Origin of the sequence: Streptomyces sp. NPDC087300, from assembly GCF_044744425.1 — a bacterium.
In the GTDB taxonomy this organism is placed as follows: Bacteria; Actinomycetota; Actinomycetes; order Streptomycetales; family Streptomycetaceae; genus Streptomyces.
The window spans coordinates 51,904-71,548 of the sequence record NZ_JBIUYI010000001.1 but is presented as its reverse complement, the minus strand read 5'-3'; the positions used below and the strand labels follow the sequence as shown (position 1 = coordinate 71,548).

Here is a 19,645-nt window from a genome sequence, read left to right as displayed (position 1 = left end):
CGGCCTGCCCCCGGCCCACCCCCGACGCTCAGCGCCCCGGACCCTGGTGGTCGCGCGCCTCGGCCGTGGTCTTGAGGTCGCGCATCCACGCTTCGAGGCCGTTGCCCAGGATCTTCGTGGCGGCGGGCACGTTCGCGTCGACCTGCGGGCCCCTGTGGGTCTCTTCCGTGGTCACCCGTATGCCGCCTTTGACCTTGGTGAAGTTCCATACGTGCACGCCGTCGATGTGCAGTCCTTCGCCGGTCGCGGGGCCGGTCCAGCGGATGCAGGAGTTGCGCTTGAGCTGCTCGACGGTCGAGGTGATGTCCAGGTTGGTGGCGGGGGTCGAGGGGTTGGGCGGCACGGGGGTCGTCCACCTGAACGCCGAACCCTTGCGGAAGGGGCCCTCGTCGAGGCGGTCCATCGTGGTGATGTGGGCCTGCCAGGAAGGCCAGCGCTCCACGTCGGTCTGCAACTTCCATATGGTGCGCATCGACGCGTGGATGACGGTGTCGGTCTTGTAGCGAACACGTGCGTCGGGGTCGACGCCCGCACCGCGGCAGGTGACGGGCTTGCCGTGGTGGTCGGCTTTGGCCCCGGCGGGTGTCGTCGCCGTACCGAGGATGCCGACGACGGCGAGCGGGACGGTCAACAGGGCGGCGCGGACGCTGGTGCTGCGGATGCTGGACATGATGTTCCCCTTGTCAATTCATCAATTCATCAATGTGTCAATCGGGCAGCGGTGGGCTGCTCTTGGTGGTTGTCAGGTGCCGATCGGCCTCTAGCGCGCGGACGGGAGCGCGCGGATGTCGGCGCGTCGAGGGGCGTGTCGAGCGGCGCATCGATAGGCGTGTCTAACGCCGCCCGCTCCGGGCCCGGCGCAGCGTCACGATGAAGACCGCGGACGCGGCGACGATCAGCGCGAGGAACACGGGGTGCATGTCCTTGGACAGGCTCTGCGCACCGTCGGGCCGCGTCAGCCATATGGCGAGCGGTACGGCGAATGAAGTGCCGAACGGCACGGCAGCCCTGCGGACGGCCCGGTCAGGGACGGAGCGGAGGGCGCCGAACAGGGCGATCAGGACCGGCAGCGCCGCGATCAGGGCGAACTGGCCGACGACCATGACGGGCACCGCCCAGGCGGAGATGGTCACCGACAGTGGAATGCGTCGGTCCGTGCGGGCGGGCTCCGTGCGGACGCCCTCTGTGCGGGTCTGCTGTGACTCGACCGTGGTGGCCATGGAGTTCCCCTCGTCCCGTGCGGTGCGATGCGCTAGAAGTTCCTTCGCTGGTTAGAAGGTATAGCGGGGCGAGGTGGAAGGTCAATAGTTTTCGTTATAGCTTCTAACTTCGAGTTGAGGGTGTAGTCGTGACCGTGGGCTACCCGTGGCAGCGGTCGTGTCTCTCGGCGCGCCCGGTCTCGCAGTTGTACGTCGTCACGGTCACGTCCTTGGCGGGCAGATACACGGCGCGTCGGCGGTCGTGGTCGTAGAGGACGACCGTGCCGGGGCCGTGCCCGATGTACAGCAGCCGCCCGGTGTTGACCGCCTTGAGGTCGAAGTTCTTGGCGCCGTCCGTGACGGAGAGGCGCACGTCGGCGGGGTAGGCGCGGACGGCAAGGAGCGTGACGGGCCCGAAGTGCATCGGCTCGACCCACTTGCCGCTCTTGGCCCGGTCGGCCATGTCGTCGGCCGCGTACACGACGAGCAGCCCGACCAGCGCGATCCCCACCGCGCAGCACCAGAGGACCACCGTTCTGCGCTTCCCTCGGTCCTGGAGCCCGATGAGCATGCGGTCGGCCCGTGCGCGCGTGCGTGCGGGGCCGACGCGGCGGGTGGTGCGCAGGCCGATGGACCCGAGTGCGAGGAGCGCGGCCGATGCGACGAGGCTCATCAGGACGAGCCCCAGCGATCCGCTGAGTCGGGTCGAGTACTCCGGGTCCACGTCCCCCGGGGCCATGCCCAACTCCCGGTAGAACTGGTCGTACTGCATGGTCAGGAGGCCGAACAGCAGCGCACCGCCGAGGCCGAGCGTCGGTAACAGGTACTTCTTGATCCAGGTGCTCAAGGCCATCGGGGACGGGGAGCCGGCCGGACCCGGGTCCGGTGCGCGCGCCGGATCGAGGGTCGTGGGTGGGCCGGGAACGGGGACGGAAGGACCGGAGATGGGGACGGACGGGCCGGGCCCGTGGGGTGTCGACGTCATGACGAGACGCTAGGGACGCACCGGGGCGGAGCCAATGCTTCCGGCACGGTGCGTCCCCATGTTCCCGCGTCCTGCCCCCGCTCCCTTCCCCCTCTGGTCAGCCTCCCGCTAGGGACTGCGTCAGGGCCGCATCAGCCCCCGCCTCGCCCCACCGACCTGCCTCACGGGTAGGAGACGACAGTGGACGGCACCGTCGAGGAGCCCGAGGTCGCGGAACCGATGTCGTTGATGACGTGCTCGTACTGGCCCATGCCGCCGAGCGAGACGACAAGCAGGTTGTGGAACTTGACCCCCGGCGTCTTCGGCGCCGCGAACCCGTGGTCCTGGCGGATGCCCGGGTCCGCCGTGTAGTTGCAGTAGCTGCCGAGCCCCCAGCCCTCGTGGGAGGTCACGGAGGCGTCGACCTTGTAGGCGGCGAAGCCCTTGACGTTGCCGTCCTGGACGGACCCCTGGTTCGGGGCGTCGTACGCCTTCTCGTTCTGGAAGAAGATCGTGCGCCCGCGCTGGCCCGACCACTGGACGTCGTACTTGTTGAAGTGCTCCACGAACAGGCCGGTCGCCAGGACGTCGTCGCCGTTGACGCGCACTCCGTAGTCCGCGCGATTGGTCTCCCAGCCCACGCCCGCGCCGTGGTCGGCGCGCCACACCCAGGTGTGGTCGATGATCGTGTGGCGGCTGTTGACCTCCATGCTGAGCGTGGCCTTGCCGGGACCCGCGCCGCCGATCCTGATGAAGACGTCCTGCACGGTGATCGGCTGCGCCGAGTGGTCGGCGCCCGCGCCACGGGGACCGATCTGGAGCAGGACGGGGGAGTTGACCGGACCGGCGTCGATGAGGAAGCCGGCGAGCCGTACGCCGTCGACGTCGGCGACCTTCATCGCGGTCACGCCGTTGTCGGGGATCAGCGTGGCGTAGCCGAGACCGAGCACCACGGTGTTGGCGCGGTTCACTTCCACGGCCCGGTCGAGGTGGTAGATGCCCGGGGTCAGCAGGAGGTGGAGGCCCTGGGCCAGTGCGGCGTTGAGCGTGGCCGCGCTGACACCGGGCTTCGCCACGTAGAACTGGCTCAGCGGCAGTGAGGTGCCGCGCGGGGTGCCGTTGCCCCAGGTGGTGCCGCGCGCGTTGGTGCGCTTCTCCGGCAGGAACACCTTGTAGGCGTTGCCGTCGAGGTACAGGAAGGGCTTCTCGCGCGAGACGGGCGTGGTGTCGAGAGTCGTGTACGGAGGGTTCGGGAAGCTCTGGCCCGGCGCGCCCTCGACGCCCGAGAACACCATGTTCCAGACCGCGTTGAGCCAGCCGCCCACGGAGCTGTCACGGGTGTACCACTGCTGCTGCGAGTAGGGGCCCACGGTGCCGTCGATGCGGCTGTCGGCTATGTAGCCGCCGCTGGCCCAGCCGTAGCCGTTGGGCGAGAGGTTGAGGCCGCCCTTGATGTGCATGCGGCGGAACGGGGCGGCCTGCGCGACCGCCCACCGGTTGGTGCCGTTGACCGGCTTGAGCGCGAGGTTCTCCGCCGAACGCCAGAAGTTCTGGGTCGCGTTGCCGTTGAACCAGCCCGCGTCGACCGTCACGTCACCGTTGATCGTCGTGTCGTCGGGGGAGAGGCCGAGGCCCGCGATCGAGGTGTAGAAGCCGAGCTGGGCGTTGAGGCCGTTGTACGTGCCCGGCTTGAAGAAGAAGGCGTAGCGGCCCGTGCCGAACTGGGCCGACTCCTGTCGCTTGAAGACCTCGTCGAGCTTGGCCTGGACGCCGGCCGTCGACGGGTCGAAGACGATCACGTTGGGGCCGAGGTCGCCGCCGCCGGGCAGCGCGGCGGGGGCGCTCCGCGCGTGGGCCGGAGCGGTGGCCAGGGCCGGCAGGCCCGCGGCGGTGGTCGACGCGGCGATCGCGCCCAGAACCGTGCGGCGTGTGGGGGTGGTTGGCATGCGGGCTCTCCTGTTGTGGCGGTGTGAGGTTTCAGGAAATGAACGATCAGGTGCCTCGGGAGCGCTCTCTTGACCGGGAATAGTTCATCCGCGTGAAGGGTGCGTCAAGAGGGTGTTCGGGGTCGTCGTTGTTTTCCCTGATGAGACGTCAAAAGAGTTACGCGGTAGTTCTGTTGCTCACTGGTGGCGGAACTGGGATGCGGCGAAGCGTTCACTTTCTATTGACACGCTCACGCCAGGGCCACGACACTCCGGCGGTGGGAGAGCGCTCTCCCGAGCGCTCCTCGCCCCGCACCACTGCCCGACCCCCCATTCGAACCGATGTGGCAGGAGGTCTCCATGGCACGGAGATCGAGGACCATCTCAGGATTACTGGTGACCGGCGCGCTCCTCGTGACCTCGCTGGGCGTGGGCGGGATGGCGCTCGGCGCCGACGGCCCGTCCGCGTCGAGCGAGCCGGCGGCTCAGGGGCACACCATGGCGGCGTCCACCGTCGCCGCGAAGGAGGACCGCGACGGCGACGGCTACATCCGCGCCGAGTCGCCGGTGACCGGCGTACGGCCCTCGGTGAAGGAGCCGCCCCACCGCTACTTCCACGAGTTCCAGGCCAACTGCTCGGTGACGCACACCAGGCCGGACGACCCGATCGTCTACCCGGGCCAGCCGGGCAAGTCCCACGACCACACCTTCATGGGCAACAGGACGACGGACGCGCACAGCACCACGGACTCCCTGAAGCGGGGCAACACCGCCTGCAAGGCGCCCGGTGACAAGTCCGCCTACTGGATGCCCACCCTCCTCAAGGGCGGCGAGCCGGTCCTTCCGGTGGGCCCGCAGGTCATCTACTACAAGGCGGGCGTCACCGACTACACCAGCGTGCGCCCCTTCCCCGAGGGGCTGCGGTACGTCGTCGGCAGCCCCATGCAGAGCGCCGAGGAGTTCCGCGCGCACCCGGGATTCGTGGAGGGCTGGGAGTGCGGCGAGAGCTACTTCAACGTCGACTTCCCCAAGAACTGCCCCACCACGGCGGACACCCAGCTCAACATCCGGGTCCAGGCGCCCAGTTGCTGGGACGGGGTGCACCTGGACTCGCCGGACCACCAGAGCCACATGTCGTACCCGAAGGTCCGGCCCGGCACGAACGACAACATCTGCCCCGCGTCCCACCCGGTCGCGCTGCCGATGATCGAGTTCAAGATGGCGTTCCCGGTCAACGGTGACCTCTCGCAGGTGAAGCTGGCCAGCGGCAGGGGCTACTCGTTCCACTACGACTTCTTCAACGCGTGGGACCCCGCGACGCTCAAGGCGCTGGTCGACCACTGTGTCGTAGGCGGATTGCAGTGCGACGCCCGTGGTTACGACGAGACCCACCCGGAGGCGGGCGCGGCCCTCGACGCGAACTACGAGCTGCCGTGACGGTGCGGGTGCCCACGGCCGCGCTGCGCGCACGCCGTGGGCACCCGCCCGCCCCCGGAGTGCTCATCCCCTCCCTCACCCTCACCCCCTCCCCTGGAGGTCTCGGCATGTCCGCAACCCGAGCCACCCGCCGCTTCGCCGTACCCCTCACCCTCGCCCTGCTCGCCACCCCCGGCCTCGCCCTGCCCGCCCAGCACGCGGACGCCGCGGGGAGCGTGGTCAAGGTGACGGGTTCGCAGGGCGACTGGCAGCTGTCCGTGAACGGTTCCCCCTACCAGGTCAAGGGCCTGACCTGGGGACCTGCCGTCGCCGACGCCGACAAGTACCTGCCCGATCTCAGGTCGATGGGCGTGAACACGATCCGGACCTGGGGCACCGACGCCACCAGCAAGCCGCTGTTCGACTCGGCCGCGGCGAACGGAGTCAAGGTGATCGCGGGCTTCTGGCTGCAGCCCGGCGGCGGTCCCGGCAGCGGCGGCTGTGTGAACTACCTGACCGACACCGCGTACAAGAGCCAGATGCTCGGCGAGTTTCCCAAGTGGGTGGAGGCCTACAAGGACCACCCCGGCGTCCTGATGTGGAACGTGGGCAACGAGTCGGTGCTCGGGCTCCAGAACTGCTACACCGGCGACGAGTTGGAGCGCCAGCGCGACGCCTACACCACCTTCGTCAACGACATCGCGAAGAAGATCCACTCCGTCGACCCGAACCACCCCGTCACCTCGACCGACGCGTGGACCGGCGCCTGGCCCTACTACAAGAAGAACGCACCCGACCTGGACCTGTACGCCGTGAACTCCTACAACGCGGTGTGCGACATCAAGTCGGCCTGGCAGCAAGGCGGTTACACGAAGCCGTACATCGTCACGGAGACCGGGCCCGCGGGCGAGTGGGAGGTCCCCGACGACGCCAACGGGGTCCCCGAGGAGCCCGCGGACCGGGCCAAGGCCGAGGGCTACACGAAGGCGTGGGGCTGCGTGACCGGCCACAAGGGTGTCGCGCTCGGCGCCACGATGTTCCACTACGGCACCGAGTACGACTTCGGAGGCATCTGGTTCAACCTCCTGCCCGCGGGCCAGAAGCGGCTGTCGTACTACGCGGTGAAGAGGGCGTACGGCGCGGACACCTCGCGCGACAACACCCCGCCCGTCATCACGGAGATGAACGTGGTGGGAGACGCGGCCAAGGTCCCCGCCGGCGGCTCGTTCACCCTCGCCACGAAGGCCACCGATCCCGATGGTGACGCGCTCGGCTACGAGGTCCTCGGCAACAGCATGTACATCGACAAGGACAAGAACCTGACGCCCCTGCGCTTCGCCGACGAGGGCTCCGGCCGCTTGAAGGTAACCGCTCCGGACCGGACCGGCGTGTGGAAGATCTACGTCAAGGTCACTGACGGCAAGGGCAACGTGGGCGTGGAGACCCGTTCCGTGCGCGTGGTGGCCCCGCCGGTCGACGGCACGAACATCGCCCTCGGCAGGGCGGCGACGGCCTCGTCCTACCAGACCGGTGGCGGGGACTGCCCCTGCACCGCCGCGGGCGCCGTGGACGGGAAACCGACGACGCGCTGGGCCAGCGACTGGAGCGACCCCCAGTGGCTCCAGGTGGACCTCGGCAGCAGTCAGACCTTCAAGCACGTGCAGCTCAACTGGGAGACGTCGTACGCGAAGACGTACGCGGTCCAGACCTCCGACGACGGGCAGAACTGGCGGACCGTGCGTGAGGTGAAGGACGGCAACGGTGGCATCGACGACTTCGACGTCACAGGGACCGGCCGCTACGTACGCGTCCACGGCACCGTGCGCGGCACCGGGTACGGCTACTCGCTCTGCGAGTTCGGCGTCTACCGGTGAGTCGGCCTCCGGTCGCCGTACTCGTACCCGTGCCCGTACCGGGAGAGCGCTCTATTCCCCTCCGCACGACGAAAGTTACAGTTCCCGCATGGAGAGACAGTCGCTGACGCTTGAGGACGTGGCTCGGGAGGCGGGCGTCTCCCGAGCCACGGTGTCCCGGGTGATCAACGGGATGCGCAATGTCGACCCGGCCATCCGGGACGTGGTGCGCGCGGCCGTCGAACGCACCGGGTACGCGCCCAACCGGGCGGCACGCTCCCTGGTGACCAGACGCACGGAGACGATCGCGCTGGTCATCTCGGGCGCGGGGGAGGACGGCGAGGACGCGGGGGACGACGAGTCGGCCGATGCGCGGAACGCCTTCACCGCCCGGGTGTTCGCGGACCCGTTCTTCGGGCGGGTGGTCGGCGGAGTGGTCGGCTTCCTGCGGCCGCGCTCGATGCATCCGGTCCTGATGGTCGCCGAGAGCGAGGCGGCGAGGAGCCAGGTGACCGCCTTCCTCCGGGAGGGCAGCGCCGACGGCGCGCTCGTCGTCTCCACGCACGCCGAAGACCCGCTGCCCGCACGGCTCGTCGCCGAAGGGCTGCACGCCGTGTGCTTCGCACGACCCGCGCTGCCCGCCCCGATCAGCTACGTCGACCTCGCCCACCGCGAGGGCGGACGGCTGGCCGCGGAACATCTCATCGCCCGCGGCCGACGGCGACTCGCTACGGTCACCGGGCCACTGGACCTGCCGGCGGGGCAGGAGCGTCACGCGGGCTTCCGGGAGACGCTGGAACGTGCCGGCACGGCCTACGTCCCCCTCGCCGAGGGCGGCTTCACCCTGGCCAGCGGCGCGCACGCGATGACCAGGCTCCTGTCCGAACACCCGGACCTGGACGGGGTGTTCGTGGCGAACGACCTCATGGCGCAGGGCGCCTGCGAGGCGTTGCGCGAACACGGCAGGCGGGTGCCGCAGGACGTGGCGGTGGTCGGCTTCGACGATTCCAGCGCGGCCCACACCTGCCGCCCGCCACTGACCACGGTGCGCCAGCCCGTGGAGGAGATGACGGCGGCGATGGCGCGACTGCTCCAGGAACACATCCAGGGCGCCCGCACGGAACCCACCGCGCTGATCTTCGAGCCGGAGCTGGTGGTGCGGGACTCGTCCTGAACGGGCGCGGTGAGAACGCCGCTCGGAGAAGTAGTTGAACGGAAGTAGTGCCACCGGGTGACGGCCCGCCCCGGCGGTGAGACGTTGTCGCATCCGGGTGCGGAGCCCGGTCCGACAGCGGCGCCGCTTCGCGGCATCCGGGAAGGAGCGTGCCATGCCGAAGCAGTTCAAGGGCATCACCTACGCGGAGAGCGAGAAGGAGGCCGAGACCCTGCTGCTCGCCTTCTGCGAGCGCATCGACTTCTCGCGGGACTGGATCTCCGCCGCGACGTGGCAGACGACGCTGGAGATCGCCTGCAACCGCGAGTACGGCATCGACGCGGCGGAGAAGGCCGTGCTCAGCGACCAGCAGTCCCGCAAGACCGAGACGGAGAAGACTGCCAGGCGGGAGAAGATCGCGGACGACAAGGCAGAGGTCCTGGGGCAGATCGACGGCGTCGACACCTTCGACGACCACGCGGTGAGCATCTTCAAGCAGGTGTGCGCCCAGTACGTCGGTGGCGGCGGCGTCAACATGACGTACGGCGACACGTTGTCCAAGGACCGCTACGACGATCTGTGCGGCCACTGGCGCCGGGTGGGCACCATCGCGGCCGCCGCCGATGACCACCGGTTCAGCGGCTTCTCCTACCGCCCGGTGGAGGACAAGGAGCAGAAGGGCAAGGGCACCACAGGCGACACGCTGGAACGCCGCAAGAAACAGGGGAACTTCTTCGTCACCGTGGGGAACGTGCGCTTCAACGTGCACATCAACATCAGCTGACGGACGCCCCACCAGTGTGTGGGGCCGGTACAGGGGCCGGGAGGGCGACAGCCTCCCGGCCCTGCGTGTGTCCGGCGTCAGCCGGTCGGGGTGGCCGACACCTCGGGGGAGAGCACGGACTCGATGCCCTCCTCGTTGACGGCGGCGATGGCGTAGTAGTACTTCGTGCCGCCGGTGAGCGCGCGGTCCACGTAATCCGTGCTCGTCGTGTCGTGGGTGAACTCGGCGTTCTCCTTGGTGACGCCCGGTGTCGTCGAGCGGTAGACGCGGTAGCCCTTGAGGGGCGAGTCGTAGGGGACGGCGTACCAGGAGAGCCGCACGCTGCCCGCGCCCGGCGCGACCTCGTAGACCTCGGTGGCGGGCGGCCGCTGCGGGTCCTTGTACGCCGGCTTGACCGACGCGGAAGCGGGCGAGGCGACGTTGTGCGGGGTCGTGGCGACGACGGCGTAGTAGTAGTCCCGCTCGCCCTGGTCGGAGCCGACCGTGGCGGTGTACTCGGTACCCGTCACGGTGGCCACGCGGTTGGCTTCCGTGATGTCCACCGGGGACGTCTTGGAACGGTAGACGGTGTAGGAGGAGACCGGTACGTACGGGCTCTGCGACCAGGACAGGGTCAGCCGCTTGCCCACGAGGCGGGCGTTACCGAGGGAGGGGGCCTTCGGGGCGGTGGCGTCCGTGACGGTCTTGGTGCCGGTCACGAAGTTCGACGACGCGGACTCGTTGCCGACGGCGTCGACGCCGCGCACCTCGTACACGTAGGTGCGACCCGCGTCACCCTTCGTGTCGCGGAAGGTCAGCGACGTCGTCGAACCGGCCTTGGTACGAGGGGCGTTGGGGGACTCCGCGCGGTACACCACGTACTTCACCGCGTCCGAGTCGCCGGTGCGCCAGGTCAGCGTCACCCCGCGCTCGTCCTCGCGGGAACGGGTGAGGTCGCGCGGGGCGAAGGGCGCGACGGTGTCCACGGTGCCCCGCTGGGTCTCCGTGTACGGCGAGACGTGCCCTGCGTCGTCCACGGCGCGGATCTTGTAGGCGTACGTGACGTCGGGGTCGGCGGAGACGTCGACGTACTCACCCGTGGTCACGGTGTCGAGCAGCGTGTAGGGGCCGACCTCGTCCGGCTCGGTGCCCTCGGCCTCGGCGCGGTAGACCTCGTAGCCGGTGGCCGCGGAGAGCAGGCTCCAGGAGAGGGAGACGTCCGTACGGCCGGAGGTGACCTGGAAGCTCTCCGGGGCGTCGTACAGGGGGTTGTCGGGCTGGTCGGGGTCGTCGCCGGTGCGGCCCGCCGAGCTGGGGGCCGCGGCGGGTACGGCGGCCTGCGCGGTGCCCGTGAACCCGAGGGCGAGGACGACGACGGCGGCCGCGGAGGCGACGACGGTCGGTCTGAGACGTGTGCGGTGAGACACGGCTGGCGTTCCCTTTCGGTGGAACCACGTACGGACGTACGGGAGTTCGGGATGCGGTCGTGGGGGGAGCCGGTGGACCTGGTGGGCCTGACCGACCTGGTGGTGCTGGTGGATCCGTTGGTGCTGTGGGGACAAGGAACTGTAGCTGCATATGACCGGGAGTTGGGAGGTGGCGCGCGCGGGCCGGTGGGCCTGGAGCGTGGGTCTGAAGTTCATGGGTGGGACGGGAATGACCAGTGGGGCGCGTGAGTTGGCCCTTGTGTAGTCCTGATGCGGCACGCCCCGACGGTGTGCTGTCGTGCGTGACGCCCGCTGTGAGGAGAGCCCGTTGACCCGCCGCCCCGGTCCCAGGTTCATCACCTTCGACATGTACGGAACCCTGACGGATTTCGCCGTCCGGGCCGCGGCGGAAGACGTGGTCAAGGACGCGGTGCCCGCCGGGCGACTGGACGCGTTCCTCCACCGGTTCGACTGCTACCAGCTCGACGAGGTGATGGGGGACTGGCGGCCGTACGACGAGGTGATCTCCCGGGCCTTCGAGCGGGCCTGCGCGAGCACCGGTGTCGAGTTCAGGCCGGGCGATCCCGCCGAGGTCTACGCGGCGGTCCCGGAGTTCGGACCGCACCCCGATGTCCCCGCTCCCCTCGCCGAGTTGGCGGAGCACTTCCCGCTGGTCATCCTCTCCAACGCGGCGGACGACCACGTCCAGGGAACGTGGCGAAGCTCGGCGCGCCGTTCCACGCGGTGTACACGGCGGAGATGGCACGGGCGTACAAGCCGAGGCTGCGTGCCTTCGAGTACATGTACGAGCGGTTGGGCTGCCGGCCCGAGGAGACGATGCATGTGTCGTCGAGCCCGCGCTACGACCTGCAGTCGGCGACCGACCTCGGTGTGCGCGAGACCGTGTACGTGAACCGGGGCACCGAGCCCTCGGCGCCGTACTACCACGCGCACGAAGTCACCTCGCTGGCGGGCGTGTTGGACGTCCTGGGCATCTGAGGCCCCTCGGGCAGGTCCCCATGAGGGATCGGAGACGGTGATCGTCTTCCGTTTACGTGTCCGCGGGGGGTACCTGAGGGGACGCCGGAATGACGGGCGGTCAACTGGCTCCGGAGGCGTTCCACTTCACCGCGCCGAGGGCCCCGCGGCGCACTCATCGGCAGGAAGATCGGCGGAGTCGGCGTAGGGCCATCCGCCCCTGTCCGGCGTGCCGTGCCGCTCCCGCGTCGCCCGGAGCGGCCGCCCGCTCGCGCCGCCGACCCGGCTCCGCCGACGAGATTCCGCCAAACAAGCCCTAAATGGGGCCGAGTTGGCAGAGCCTCGCAACCTGTGAGCCGTCGGTCCCTGCACTCTGGGGAACTCCCGTCATCACAGGTCACAGGGTGTGTCCCCGTCGTAGCACCGCGCTCAACCAGTGATCATTTCGTGGATTCTGCTTCAAAGCTTGAGCACAAGTTGCACACATCCCCTCTCCAGGCAGGCGCCAATGGTCTAGATTGACCGTGCTTCACATGGGGACACGAGGCGACAAACAATGATCTATAGGTCTGGCCTGACGGGCTGTCAGTAGCCGCGTCCCCGGCGCCAGACGTGGGGGTGATCGATTCCGGATCCCGAGAGGGCCCCTGGGTGTGGGGAGCACCCGAGGCATCCACGGGTTCCCGCGCACCACGGAACTCCGGCCGGACCGATGAGTCCGCTGCCGCCTGTGTGGGTTGGTTCGACATGCACTGACATAACCGGGTTGTGATGAACGGGAGGCGGGGGGTGCCTCCCGAAGGGGAGGAACAGCGCGGCGCGGGAGGCGGGGGCCTCCCGAGGGAGCATCAGTGCGGGGGGCGAGGGCCTCCCGGGGGGAGGAACCGTGTGGAGCGAACACGTCGAGCCCACTGGCGACCTGGGGGGCTCGGTGCAGCAGGGGGAATTAGTCCGCCCGTTCCTATCGGCGCGCGGGCGGCCGATGAACGGGGCAGTGAGCCAGCCCGCGATCGACTGGGAGCAGCGGTACCGACGTACCGTGATCACCAGCGACATGGTGGCGACAGCCTTCGTGGTGGCGGCGATCGGCAACTTCTTCGGGGTCAGGGACGCGGCCAACTGGCATGAGAAGTGGGGGATCCTGGCCTTCGGCACGGAGCTCCTCGTGCTCGGGGCGCTCGCGCTGAGCCGCGCGTGGGCCCCGGCCGTGCTCGGTCAGGGCGCCGAGGAATTCCGCAGACTGGGGCGCTCCCTGTTCACGGCGGCCGTCGTCCTGGCACTCGGCGGGATCGCCCTCACCTCGCGCAACATCAAACTCTGGATCTTCGTCGCGATACCCGCGATCGCGCTCGTCACCATGACCGAGCGCTACCTGCTACGTCTCTGGCTGCACAAACAGCGCAAGGAAGGACGGTGTTTGAGACCGGTGCTCGCGGCCGGCAGCCCGGCCACCGTGCGCGACCTGATCACCCGGGCCCGCAAGTTCCCGCACCTGGGCTGGCGGGTGGAGGCGGTGTGCACCGCCGAGAGCTCGGAGCTCGACGGCACCCACCTCGACGGAGTCCCCGTGGTCGGCAGGCTCACGGACGTCGCGGGCCACGTCCGGCGCGACGGCTACCGGGTCGTCGCGGTCACCCCGGATCCGCACTGGTCACCGGACCGACTGCAACGACTCGCCTGGAACCTCGAGGGCAGCGACGCCGAGATGGTCGTGGCCCCGGTGCTGATGGAGGTGGCAGGACCGCGGCTGCACGTCGACGCGGTGCTCGGCATCCCGCTGCTGCGGGTCAGCATGCCGACCTTCACCGGCGGGCGCAGGGCGGTCAAAGGGGTCGTCGACCGGCTCGGCGCGGCGTTCCTGCTGATGCTGTTCGCGCCGCTGATGATGCTCGTCGGGCTGCTCGTCCTGCTGGACAGCCGGGGTGGGGCGCTGTACCGACAGCGCAGGGTCGGCAAGGACGGCCAGGAGTTCACCATCTTCAAGTTCCGCACCATGGTCGTGGGCGCCCACGGGGCACGTGCCGAGCTGGCCGAGCACAACGAGGGCGCGGGACTGCTGTTCAAGCTGCACCGGGATCCGCGCGTCACCCGGGTGGGAGCCGTCCTTCGGCGCTACTCGATCGACGAACTCCCGCAGCTGTTGAACGTGTTGACCGGCTCGATGTCACTCGTCGGGCCACGGCCTCCACTCCCGGAGGAGTCCGCAGCCTACGGCCCGGACATCCGGCGGAGGCTGCTGGTCAAGCCAGGGCTCACCGGCCTGTGGCAGATCAGCGGACGCAGTGATCTGCCGTGGGAGGAGGCGGTCCGCCTCGACCTGCGGTACGTGGAGGACTGGTCGCTCGCCCTGGACACAGTGATCTTGTGGAAGACGCTGCGCGCGGTGCTCCAGGGGCAGGGAGCGTACTGATACGCGGGGCCGTCGTACGGCCGATGCACGGAAGACAGGCCGATGGGGCCTGACTGGGGGGAGGAACGGATCATGAGAATTAGCGTCTTAGGGCTCGGTTATGTGGGCTGCGTGTCGGCCGCGTGCCTGGCCAGCCTCGGCCACGAGGTCATCGGTGTGGACGTTAACCAGGCGAAGGTCGACCTGGTCAACGACGGCAAGGCCCCGGTGGTCGAGGAGCGGATCGGCGAGCTCACCGCCGAGGTCGTACGGACCGGGGCGCTGCGTGCCACCCGTGACGTCCGCGAGGCGATCATGGCCAGCGACGTGTCGCTGGTCTGCGTGGGTACCCCTTCGGAGCCCAACGGCAGCCTGAGCACCCAGTACTTGGAGCGGGTCACCGAGCAGATCGGCGCCACGCTGGCCGAGCGGGGCGGGCGGCACACCGTCGTGTTCCGCAGCACCATGCTCCCCGGCACCTGCCAGAACCTGCTGATACCGATATTGGAGAAGTACGTCGGCGGCACGGCGGGAACGGACTTCGGAGTCGCGGTCAACCCGGAGTTCCTGCGCGAGGGCACGAGCGTGCGGGACTTCTTCGACCCGCCCAAGACGGTCATCGGCGAACTCGACCCGGCGAGTGGCGACGTGGTCGCCTCGCTGTACGAAGGGCTGCCCGGTGAGGTGTTCCGGGTCCAGGTCCCGGTGGCCGAGGCGATCAAGTACGCGGACAACGCGTTCCACGGCCTCAAGATCGGCTTCGCCAACGAACTCGGCGCGGTCTACCAGGCGCTCGGGGTGGACTCGCACCAGGTGATGGACGTCTTCCTGGCGGACCACAAGCTGAACATCAGCCCCGCCTACCTGCGGCCCGGCTTCGCCTTCGGCGGCTCCTGCCTGCCCAAGGACCTGCGCAGCCTGGTCCACGCGGCGAAGCGCGCCGACGTCTCGGTGCCCATCCTGTCCCACGTGCTGCCCTCCAACTCCGACCACCTCCAGCGCGCGGTGGAGCTGGTCGAGCGCACCGGCAAGCGCCGCATCGGGCTCTTCGGGCTCTCCTTCAAGCCCGGCACCGACGACCTGCGCGAGAGCCCACTGGTCGAGCTGGCGGAGAGACTCCACGGCAAGGGGTACGACCTGCGGATCCACGACGCCAACGTCAGCCTCTCCCGGCTGATGGGCGCGAACCGCGAATACATCGAGACCCGGCTGCCGCACCTCGCGCAGCTGCTCGCCGACTCCGTCGACGAGGTGCTCGAACACGCAGAGGTGTGCCTGGTCGGAACCAGGGACCCCGCCGTCCTCGCGGCCCTGCCCCACGGCGACGCCCCGGTGATCGTCGACCTCATCCGCCTTCCCGACGCCGAGGCGCGCCGGACCGAACCGGGATACATGGGCCTTGCTTGGTAACGCAAACAGCAGTGACCGGCAGGACCGGCGCGCGCTGATCCTGGTGGAGAACCTGTCGGTGCCGTTCGACCGGCGGGTGTGGCAGGAGTGCACCACGCTGCGCGACGCGGGCTGGGAGGTGCACGTCATCTGCCCCCGGGGGACCAAGCGGGACACCGAGGCGGAGGCCGTGATCGACGGGGTGCGGATCCATCGCTACCCGTTACGCGCCGCCACCGGGGGTCCGGCCGGCTACCTGCGGGAGTACGGCTCCGCGCTCTGGCACACCGTCCGGCTGGCCCGCAAGGTCGGCCCGGTCGACGTGGTCCACGCCTGCAACCCGCCGGACCTCCTCTTCCTGCCCGCACTGTGGCTGAAGCGGCAGGGCGCCCGGTTCGTCTTCGACCAGCACGACCTGGTGCCCGAGCTGTACCTCTCCCGGTTCGACCGCGGCGAGGACCTGCTCTACCGCGCCGTGTGCGCGCTGGAACGGCGGACCTACCGGGCCGCGGACATCGTGCTCGCCACCAACGAGAGCTACCGGGACGTCGCGCTGCGCCGCGGCGGGAAGCGGCCGGAGGACGTCTTCGTGGTGCGCAGCGCGCCCGCGGTCGAACGCTTCCAACCGGTCCCTGCCGAAACGGAGTTGAAGCGCGGCAAGCCCCATCTGCTGTGCTACCTCGGCGTCATGGGTCCCCAGGACGGCGTCGACTACGCCCTGCGCGCCTTGGCGAAGCTGCGCGACGACGTCGGCAGAACCGACTGGCACGCGGTGTTCGTCGGTTCCGGTGACGCCTTCGACGCGATGGTGGAGCTGTCCCGGCGGCTCGGCCTCTCCGAGCAGGTGCAGTTCACCGGCCGCATTCCGGATGCCGACCTGGTGCGCTACCTGTCCACCGCGGACGTGTGCCTGTCCCCGGACCCGCGCAATCCGCTCAACGACGTGTCGACCATGAACAAGGTCCTCGAGTACATGGCGATGGGCCGGCCGATCGTCTCGTTCGACCTCAGAGAGGCGCGCGTCTCCGCCGGTGACGCCGCCGACTACGCGCCCGCCAACGACGAGGCGGAGTTCGCGCGGCTCATCGCGCTGCTTCTCGACGATCCGGAGAAGCGGGCCCGCATGGGCAAGATCGGCCAGGAGCGGGTCACAGGACAGCTTTCCTGGCGGAACTCCCAGCAGTCGCTGCTCGCCGCCTACGCCGCTGCCTGCCGTGACCTCGCCCCCGCATCGGCGGGCGGCCCGGTCCGGGTACGGAGGAGGCGGCGTCGTTGAGTGAAGACACGATACGCCTGGTCACGATCGGGCGGATCTTCCGCCGGCGCTGGCGGCTCCTGGTCACCGTCGCCGTGGTGGGCGCCCTCGTCGGCTACGGCGCCTCCCTGGTGTTCCCGCCGAGCTACACGACCTCTACGTCGGTCGTGCTCGCGGGGCAGTGGGAGGAGCGCGAGCTGCTGACCCAGACGGAGATCGCGGCCAGCTCGGCGGTCATCGACCGTTCGGCTGGCGCGCTCGACTGGAAGGGCGTCAGCGGCAGCGACCTCAAGGACCAAGTCAGCGCCACGGCCGCGGACGGGAACATCATCAAGATCTCGGGCACGGCCGAAACCCCGGAGCGCGCACAGCAGCTCTCCGACCAGGTGGCCAAGGACTTCGTCACCTTCGCCGCGCGCCTCGCGGGCGACAACACCGACGCCGACACGGCGGCCGGGCCCGAAGCGCTGCGGCAGAAGGTGGTGAAGACCAACCAGCGCATCTCCGACCTCGCCAACGCGGCCGACCCCGGGCAGACCGTCGAAGGCGTGCAGGCCCGCACCGAACTGGAGAAGCTGCGCACCGCGCTGCAAGAAGCCATGAAGAAGCTCGACGAGGCCGACCCGGCGACCAACAAGGCCAACATGGTCGTCATGGGCCCGGCGGCCCTGCCGACCGGCGAGGCACCGCCGACGAGGCCCCAACTCGTCGCCGCAGGGGCGCTGTTGTTCTTCCTGTTCGCCGTCATCGGTCATCTCACCGCCGCACGGGTGAGCCGCCGCCTGCGTACCGAACCGGAGATCGCCGCGGCGCTGGGCTCGGCGCTCATCGGCACCGTCGACGTACCCGGCGAACGGTCCGCGCACAAGCCGGAAGGCCACGGCCCGGGGGCCTTGGTCCGCCGGTTCCTCGGCCTCGACACCCGGTGGGACGTACCCGCCCCGCAGCCCTCCGGCGGTGAGGGCGGCAGACAGATCCGCTACCGGCGGGTGTGCGCCCGCCTGCGGGACCGGCTGCCGGCCGCCCGGCAGCTGCTGGTCGTCGTGCCGGAGGGCGACGAGATCGCCCACCGGGCCGCCGAACAGCTCGTCGTCGAGGCGCGGAACGACCCTGCCGCGAGCACCTCGCACCGGGGCTACCCCGTGCTGCGGGTCGTGGAGGTCCCGGTGAACCGGCCGCTGGTGCCGGACCGTGACACCGAATCCGGTGTCCTGGTCGTGCTCAGCGCGGGCGGTTGGACCGCCGCGGAGCTCGCCGGGATCGCCGAGGCGTGTGGGGACGCGGGGCACCAGGTCGTCGGCACGGTCGTCGCCGGCGCGGTCCGGGCCCCCTCGAAGCGGACCGCGGGCCGCCCCGCGCGGCCGGCCACCCCGGCGCTCGCGGTCGGCGACGACCTGCGGGGAGGTGCAGGATGATGACGAGCAAGGCTTCCGAGTCGTCGGCCGCCGCGCCGCTCTTCGATCTCCAGGGACTGGTCGCGGCCGTCCGCAGACGCCGCCGCCTCTGGTGCGTCGTGGCGCTCGTCGGGCTGCTGCTCGGCGCGGCGTTCGCGGTGCTGCGACCGCCACCGCCGGCCGCGGCGACCAAGGTGCTGGTCGCCCACCAGGACGACCAGCCGAACGACACCGGCACGCTGATCCGTACCGACGTCGAACTCCTGGGCACCACCAGGATCGCCGCCGAGGCCCTGAAGTCCCTCAAGTCCTCCGAGAACCCAGAGGACTTCATGCAGGACTACCGGGGCACGGGCCTGACCAACAACCTGCTCCAGATCGATGTGACGGGCGACAGCGACGCGGACGCGGTGGCCCGCGCCAAGGCGCTGGCCGACGCGTTCGTCGCCGACCACGTAAAGCGGATGCGGGAAGCCGCGAACGCCGAGGCCAAGGCCCTGCGCGACCAGCGTGACCGCATGCGCGACGAACTCACCAAGGTCAACAAGGCGATCGGCGACCGCTCACCGCAGAGCGAGGACCCGAAGGAGTCGGCGAGCACCGAGTCCCTCTTCGCCCGCAGGGCCGAACTCAACTCGCGCATAGCCGACTTCGACCAGCGCGCCGAGGACGCGCGGGTCGGAACGCCCCGGGTCGTCTCCGGCACCCAGATCGTGGACGCCCCGCGCGCGCTGCGCCACTCCGTGCCCAAGTCCATGGTCACCAACGCGGGCATCGGGTTCATCCTCGGGCTCGTCCTCGGCATCGCGGCGGCCGCGGTCGGCGCGGTGGTGGCGGGCCGGCCCGTGCTGCGCCGGGAGATCGCGGCGCACCTGGGCGCCTCGGTCATCGCGGAGCTGCGCAGGCCCAACCGGTGGTGGCAGCGCCGAAGCACCAGAGCCGCACGCGAACGGCTCACCACGACCATCGCCCGTACCGTGCGCGGCTCCGCGGAACCGGTGTCGCTCCTCGAACTGGGCTGCGCGGGCAGTACGAGCCTGATCGCCCTGGACGTCGCGAAGGAACTGGCGACGGACGGACGGGTGGTCGTCGTCGACGGCCTGCCGGGACCGCAGCTCACCAAGAGCGGTCAGCGCCAAGGAGATCCGTCCGTGGTCAGCGGGGCACAGGCCGCGGAACTGCCGCAGCAGGTGCGCCGGATCGGCGTCGGCTCGGTCGCGCCCGGCACGGCGTGGACCGACCTCCAGTACCTCGGCAGCCAGACCGTGCTCGTCGTGCGGGCCGGGCACGGCAGCGCCACCTGGCTGCACACCGTGGCACGGCAGCTGTCGGACCAGCGCATTCCGGTGATCGGTGTGGTGCTGATCGACCCCGATCCGCGGGACAGGACCGATGGCACCCTCTGGGACGGCCTGCACATCGCGCTGCGGGGCCACAGCGAGCGGCTCGCCCGGCAGAACGAGCGGGGCCAGCTGCGCGACGAACGGCAGCCGATATGGGCCGCGCGGGTCCCGGACAACGATCAGGAGGCGAGGTAGGA

General features: G+C 69.9%; 15 protein-coding genes. 10 read left to right on the top strand and 5 right to left on the bottom strand.

The genetic code is table 11. From position 1 onward, the window contains the following. Positions 1-28 precede the first annotated feature (28 nt). From ACIO9J_RS00310 to ACIO9J_RS00295, 4 genes are all read right to left on the bottom strand, one after another. Positions 29-670 carry an SRPBCC family protein gene (locus tag ACIO9J_RS00310; RefSeq protein WP_401990094.1) on the bottom strand — a complete coding sequence of 214 codons (642 nt, stop codon included), beginning with the start codon at positions 668-670 and terminating at the stop codon, positions 29-31. Positions 671-833: 163 nt separating this feature from the next. Next, a complete protein-coding gene (locus ACIO9J_RS00305; protein ID WP_401990091.1) occupies positions 834-1,220 on the bottom strand; it encodes a hypothetical protein in 387 nt (128 codons plus the stop codon). A 139-nt stretch (positions 1,221-1,359) separates the two neighbouring features. After that, on the bottom strand, positions 1,360-2,184 hold the full coding sequence (locus tag ACIO9J_RS00300; RefSeq protein ID WP_401990088.1) for a hypothetical protein: 825 nt from the start codon (positions 2,182-2,184) through the stop codon (positions 1,360-1,362). 161 nt (positions 2,185-2,345) lie between these two features. Beyond that, positions 2,346-4,109, bottom strand: a complete 1,764-nt coding sequence (locus ACIO9J_RS00295; RefSeq protein WP_401990085.1) for a coagulation factor 5/8 type domain-containing protein — start codon at positions 4,107-4,109, stop codon at positions 2,346-2,348. Between the two features lie 339 nt (positions 4,110-4,448). Between ACIO9J_RS00295 and ACIO9J_RS00290 the strand changes: the two genes are divergently transcribed. The 4 genes from ACIO9J_RS00290 to ACIO9J_RS00275 all read left to right on the top strand — a co-directional run bounded on the left by ACIO9J_RS00290 (position 4,449) and on the right by ACIO9J_RS00275 (position 9,294). Then, positions 4,449-5,525, top strand: a complete 1,077-nt coding sequence (locus ACIO9J_RS00290) for a DUF1996 domain-containing protein (protein WP_401990082.1) — start codon at positions 4,449-4,451, stop codon at positions 5,523-5,525. 107 nt (positions 5,526-5,632) lie between these two features. Next, entirely contained in the window at positions 5,633-7,378 is a 1,746-nt protein-coding gene (locus ACIO9J_RS00285) for a discoidin domain-containing protein (protein ID WP_401990079.1), read from the top strand. A gap of 88 nt (positions 7,379-7,466) precedes the next feature. Next, positions 7,467-8,531 (top strand): LacI family DNA-binding transcriptional regulator, encoded by a 1,065-nt coding sequence (locus tag ACIO9J_RS00280; RefSeq protein ID WP_401990077.1) that lies wholly within the window; start codon positions 7,467-7,469, stop codon positions 8,529-8,531. Between the two features lie 154 nt (positions 8,532-8,685). Then, on the top strand, positions 8,686-9,294 hold the full coding sequence (locus ACIO9J_RS00275; RefSeq protein WP_401990074.1) for a hypothetical protein: 609 nt from the start codon (positions 8,686-8,688) through the stop codon (positions 9,292-9,294). A gap of 77 nt (positions 9,295-9,371) precedes the next feature. Here ACIO9J_RS00275 and ACIO9J_RS00270 read toward each other — a convergent pair whose 3' ends face one another. Further along, on the bottom strand, positions 9,372-10,700 hold the full coding sequence (locus ACIO9J_RS00270; protein WP_401990071.1) for a fibronectin type III domain-containing protein: 1,329 nt from the start codon (positions 10,698-10,700) through the stop codon (positions 9,372-9,374). 714 nt (positions 10,701-11,414) lie between these two features. Between ACIO9J_RS00270 and ACIO9J_RS00265 the strand changes: the two genes are divergently transcribed. The 6 genes from ACIO9J_RS00265 to ACIO9J_RS00240 all read left to right on the top strand — a co-directional run bounded on the left by ACIO9J_RS00265 (position 11,415) and on the right by ACIO9J_RS00240 (position 19,643). Continuing rightward, positions 11,415-11,699: an HAD hydrolase-like protein gene (locus tag ACIO9J_RS00265; RefSeq protein ID WP_401990068.1), complete on the top strand. Its 285-nt coding sequence runs from the start codon at positions 11,415-11,417 to the stop codon at positions 11,697-11,699. 910 nt (positions 11,700-12,609) lie between these two features. After that, positions 12,610-14,088, top strand: coding sequence for a sugar transferase (locus tag ACIO9J_RS00260; protein ID WP_401992963.1), 1,479 nt, complete (start codon positions 12,610-12,612; stop codon positions 14,086-14,088). A 72-nt stretch (positions 14,089-14,160) separates the two neighbouring features. Beyond that, positions 14,161-15,477 carry a nucleotide sugar dehydrogenase gene (locus ACIO9J_RS00255; protein ID WP_401990066.1) on the top strand — a complete coding sequence of 439 codons (1,317 nt, stop codon included), beginning with the start codon at positions 14,161-14,163 and terminating at the stop codon, positions 15,475-15,477. After that, complete coding sequence (locus ACIO9J_RS00250; RefSeq protein ID WP_401990063.1) at positions 15,467-16,732, top strand: glycosyltransferase family 4 protein; 1,266 nt, start codon at positions 15,467-15,469, stop codon at positions 16,730-16,732. Before ACIO9J_RS00255 ends, ACIO9J_RS00250 begins: the two co-directional genes overlap by 11 nt. Then, complete coding sequence (locus ACIO9J_RS00245) at positions 16,729-18,126, top strand: Wzz/FepE/Etk N-terminal domain-containing protein (RefSeq protein WP_401990060.1); 1,398 nt, start codon at positions 16,729-16,731, stop codon at positions 18,124-18,126. The genes ACIO9J_RS00250 and ACIO9J_RS00245 overlap by 4 nt, the downstream gene beginning before the upstream one ends. Further along, a complete protein-coding gene (locus tag ACIO9J_RS00240; protein WP_401990058.1) occupies positions 18,123-19,643 on the top strand; it encodes a Wzz/FepE/Etk N-terminal domain-containing protein in 1,521 nt (506 codons plus the stop codon). Before ACIO9J_RS00245 ends, ACIO9J_RS00240 begins: the two co-directional genes overlap by 4 nt. Positions 19,644-19,645 lie beyond the last annotated feature (2 nt).